Genomic DNA, 4,136 nt, shown 5'->3' on the forward strand with positions numbered 1-4,136 from the left:
CGAGCGCGACCTCCTGCGCGTGAACGGCGCCGAGCACGGCTTCGTGCTGAGCTTCGGCACGGCGGTCAACTTCCTGCGCATGTACTACGCGCGCGAGAAGCAGGGCGTTTTCCAGGCGGCGCGGCTCCTGACGCGCCTGATCCTCTCCGCGCTGACCGGTACGCACAGCGCGCGGGCCGTCTTCCGGGCGACGGGGGCCGACGTCGAGGTGGACGGCGCGCCCATCCCCTTCCGCCAGTTCACCTTCTTCTTCGCCGCCACCGTGGACCGCATCGCGCTCGGCTTCCGCCCGACGTACCTCGGCGCGCGCAAGCCCGGCTACTTCCACGTCCTGGGGGGGCCGATCAGCGCCATCCGGCTGATCCGCCGCGCCGTCCGCATCTACCGGGGCTTCCCAACCGGGGAGGCCGAGCTGTTCGACAATCTCGCCCGGCAGCTCTCCATCCGCTTCTTCAAGCCCGAGCACTACATGATCGACGGCGACATCCTGCCGCCGGTCGGGCGGCTCGACGTGGACGTGGCGTGCCGGGTGACGCTGATCCGGGGGTAGGTCAGTACGCCCCGCCGAGCTTGGCGTGGTCCCAGCTCGACACCCGCTCGGGCCGCACCCGGATCACCACCCGCTTGCGGGCCTGCCCGCGCATCGCCTCGCGCAGCCCCTCGGCCGGTCCCGGCGTGTCGTACTTGGCGTGCACCCGCTCGAGCACGTCGAGCACGTGCTCGACGTCGCCATCGAGCGTCGCCCGGCCGCGGATCAGGAGCCCCTTCAGCTCGGGGTAGGTCCGCCCGCTCTCCACGAGGAGGGCGCAACGCGGGTCGCGGCGCAGGTTCACGGCCTTCTGCGACTTGGCGAAGGTCGTCATGTCCACGGTGCCCTCGGGGTCGGCCACGTACCACATGGCCACCGAGTGCGGATAGCCGTGCCGGTCGTTGCTGGTCAGGATGATGGTGCGGGACTCCGCGAGGAAGCGCCGCTGCTCCTCGGGGGTGAGGGCGATCGCTCTCCGCCGCTGCATGGTCGTCGCCCTTTGCATAGTATGGACGGACGCAAGCAACAACCGGGCAGGCGAAGTGCGCGCCGGAGCGTCCGAGCGCCTCTTTCCTTCCCTTCCGGCAGCCGCTATGCGGAGCGGATGCGGCAGATCTACCGCGGGCGTATCGTCGACCTGCGGGTCGAGCGGGTCACGCTCCCGAACGGCACGGCGGTCGACCTCGAGCTGATGCACCACCCCGGGGCGTCGGCCGTGGTCGCGGTCGACGATGACGGGCGCGTCGTCCTCCTGCGCCAGTACCGCCACGCGGCCGGCGGCTATCTCTGGGAGCTGCCCGCCGGCGTCCTCGATGCGCCCGACGAGCCGCCGCGCGCCTGCGCGGCGCGCGAGCTCGCCGAGGAGGCGGGCGTCGAGGCGGACGAGCTGACTCACCTCGGCACGATCCTCACCACCCCCGGCTTCTGTGACGAGCGCATCCACCTCTTCCTGGCGCGCGGCCTCCGCCCGGGGGCGCAGCGCCACGAGGCCGACGAGGTGATCGCCGAGATCGCGCGCCTCCCGCTCGCCGAGGCGCTCGCCATGATCCGGCGCGGCGAGATCGTGGACGGGAAGACGATCGCGGGCCTCCACCTGGCCGCGGCGGTCCTCGCGGCGGCATGAAGGTCGGGCTCACGGGCTTTCCCGGCGCAGGGAAGACGACCGTCTTCAACGCGCTGACCGGCCTCCACGCCGAGCGCGCCGGGTCGGGCCTCAACCTGGGTGTCATCAAGGTGCCCGACGCGCGCGTCGACGCGCTCGCGCGCATCTACGAGCCGCGCAAGACGACCTACGCCGAGGTTAGCTTCGTCGACTTCCCGCCCGCGCGCAGCGCGCCCGAGCGGCGCACGGTGCTCGACGCCGTGACCGTGGGGCAGCTCCGCGATGCCGACGCGCTGGTCGAGGTGGTGCGCGGCTTCCCCGACCTGGCGGGCGCGCCGCCCACCCCGGCCGCGGACCTGGAGAGCTTCGCCGCCGAGCTCGTGCTCGCCGACCTGGCGGTCATCGAGAAGCGGCTCGAGCGGCTCCGCAAGGAGAAGGGCCACGAGCGCGAGCGGGCGCTCCTCGAGCGCCTGGTGCCGTCGCTCGAGGCCGGAAGGCCGCTCCGCACGCTCGGCCTCGCACCCGAGGAGCGGACGCTGCTCGCCGGGTTCGCGTTCCTCTCGCTCCGCCCGCTGCTCGTCGTGCTGAACGTGCCCGAGACGGCGGCCGCGGCGCCGCTCCCGGGCGAGGTCGCCGCCCGCGCGCGCGCCGAGGGTGCCGAGGCGATGGCGCTCTCCGCGCGGCTCGAGGCCGAGATCGCCGAGCTCGAGCCCGCCGATCGCGACGCGTTCCTCGCCGACCTGAGCCTCAGCGAGAGCGCCCGCGCCCGCTTCATCCGCGCGAGCTACGCGCTCCTCGACCTGGTGAGCTTCCTGACCGTCGGCGAGGACGAGTGCCGTGCCTGGCCGATCCGCCGCGGCACGACGGCCGTCAAGGCGGCGGGCAAGGTCCACAGCGACATCGAGCGTGGCTTCATCCGCGCCGAGGTGATCGCCTACGAGGACTTCGTACGCCTCGGGAGCGAGGCCCGATGCCGCGAGGCGGGGAAGCTCCGGCTCGAGGGCAAGGACTACGTCGTCCAGGACGGCGACATCATCCACTTCCGGTTCGCCGTGTAGCCACACCCGGGGCACCCCGCCGGGCGCCCCGGGCTATCGTTGCGCGAGGACTACTCGACCAGGTCCAGGAACGCGCCGGACGGCGAGCAGGCGTCGGCGGGAACCGTGTCCTTCCGCTCTCTGCAGGCCTTGAGGATGTACGTCATGCAGATCCGCCTGGCCTTATTGATGGCTCGCCTGCACTTCCCTTTCTCCCTGCGCGTCCCGGTGCAGGTGCTCTTGTCCGGTATCGTAGACCGGCAGGCGGTGATCTCCTCCTTGCAGATCCTCGGGCATTTCTTGGCGTACGCGCTCGGCAATCCAAAGCCGGCCACCAAGGCTACCGCCGCAAAGGCGGTGCAGAGCTTCCTCCACATCGTCACACCCTCCACCCCTCAAAGGAGACGGCCGCTTGATGGCCGCCTCGGCTCTACTTTCCCTGATTGCAAGTTGACCGGAGGAAGTCAAGCGCTGCACCCTGGTTTGTGACCCGTATCGGGCCATGGTTGCTCGGACAGCCTCCTAGGCCGAGGGCTCGGCCGTCCCACTTTGCGGCCCCAGCCTCGCCAGCCGCTTCGCCAGCCGCCTCACCCACTGGACCTTGAGCCCGGCTCGCTCGACGGCCTTCGCGGCACGCACAACGGCCTTGCGCGCTTGGTCGCCGGCCCGTTCCGAGTCGCGTGCCGCCCGCCGTGCCCGTGCGCGCGGCAGCTCCCGCATGTCCGACATCACCCTGACCGCCTTTCCATCGTGGCTTGACCAGCCTTCCCCGCTCGCCGGGCCGGCTCCCTGATTCGCACCTTGGGGGTTCAATAGACGACCACGTAGAAGGCAATCGCCGCTGCGAGCGCGACGAGCGCCGCGACCTGAAGCCACTCGGTGAGCTCATGACCTCTGTTCTGCAGCACTGGGTGCTGACGCGTCGGCATGGCTTTTCGGGAGAGGGAGAGGGCCGGGCGGGCGGCGGATCAACTCCCGGGCCCTCTCCACGTCGCGGGACAGGCTGGGCGGGTGTGGGGACGTCCCAACGACTCGCGAGCATTGACACAGGGTCACGCTCGTCGTCAATGCTTTTTTGAGGGCATTTCCCGGCTCTGGAGGCATTCCTCGGCGCTCGCTCGCCCTGATGGTGCACGGACGTCCGCCAGGCGCGAGTCGGGGCGAGGGATTCCGATTCGACAACGACTGAGACGGCCGGCGACCGTCGCGTCGGGGCGCTCACTGCGGACGCGGGAGCGAGGACGAGCGGTCCTTCGGAGCGGGGCCGAGACCGGAAGACGGGGTAGCTCCGCTACCGGCGCGTCGGGCTCGGGTCAACGCGAGACGGCGGGCGGCGGGCGCACGGGGCGGTCGTGCCGGCGCGGTACGCTCAGGCGGGCGTCTGCGGGGCGATCGCTCCACGCCGGCGCGCGGCCGCGATGCCGGGGTAGAGGAAGAGGAGGGCGCCGAGCGCCGCGCCGATGAGCTG

4 protein-coding genes are annotated in these 4,136 nt (G+C 71.5%); 3 read left to right on the top strand and 1 reads right to left on the bottom strand.

Annotated elements, in window-relative coordinates:
* Positions 1-551: 551 nt before the first annotated feature.
* Complete coding sequence (locus tag E6J59_14815) at positions 552-1,034, bottom strand: TIGR03618 family F420-dependent PPOX class oxidoreductase (protein ID TMB18350.1); 483 nt, start codon at positions 1,032-1,034, stop codon at positions 552-554.
* Between the two features lie 99 nt (positions 1,035-1,133).
* Here E6J59_14815 and E6J59_14820 point away from each other — a divergent pair, with 99 nt between their 5' ends.
* From E6J59_14820 to E6J59_14830, 3 genes are all read left to right on the top strand, one after another.
* Complete coding sequence (locus E6J59_14820) at positions 1,134-1,652, top strand: NUDIX hydrolase (GenBank protein TMB18351.1); 519 nt, start codon at positions 1,134-1,136, stop codon at positions 1,650-1,652.
* Complete coding sequence (gene ychF / locus E6J59_14825; protein TMB18352.1) at positions 1,649-2,689, top strand: redox-regulated ATPase YchF; 1,041 nt, start codon at positions 1,649-1,651, stop codon at positions 2,687-2,689. The genes E6J59_14820 and ychF overlap by 4 nt, the downstream gene beginning before the upstream one ends.
* A 144-nt stretch (positions 2,690-2,833) precedes the next feature.
* Positions 2,834-3,157 carry a hypothetical protein gene (locus E6J59_14830; GenBank protein TMB18353.1) on the top strand — a complete coding sequence of 108 codons (324 nt, stop codon included), beginning with the start codon at positions 2,834-2,836 and terminating at the stop codon, positions 3,155-3,157.
* Positions 3,158-4,136: the final 979 nt, after the last annotated feature.

It is taken from the genome of Deltaproteobacteria bacterium, from assembly GCA_005879795.1.
Classification (GTDB): Bacteria; Desulfobacterota; Binatia; order DP-6; family DP-6; genus DP-6.

Excerpts from the sequence above, each read along its gene's own strand:
- E6J59_14815 (TMB18350.1), bottom strand. The coding sequence starts at position 1,034 with ATGCAAAGGGCGACGACCATGCAGCGGCGGAGAGCGATCGCCCTCACC.
- E6J59_14820 (TMB18351.1), top strand. The coding sequence starts at position 1,134 with ATGCGGCAGATCTACCGCGGGCGTATCGTCGACCTGCGGGTCGAGCGG.
- E6J59_14830 (TMB18353.1), top strand. The coding sequence starts at position 2,834 with ATGCAGATCCGCCTGGCCTTATTGATGGCTCGCCTGCACTTCCCTTTC.
- ychF (TMB18352.1), top strand. The coding sequence starts at position 1,649 with ATGAAGGTCGGGCTCACGGGCTTTCCCGGCGCAGGGAAGACGACCGTC.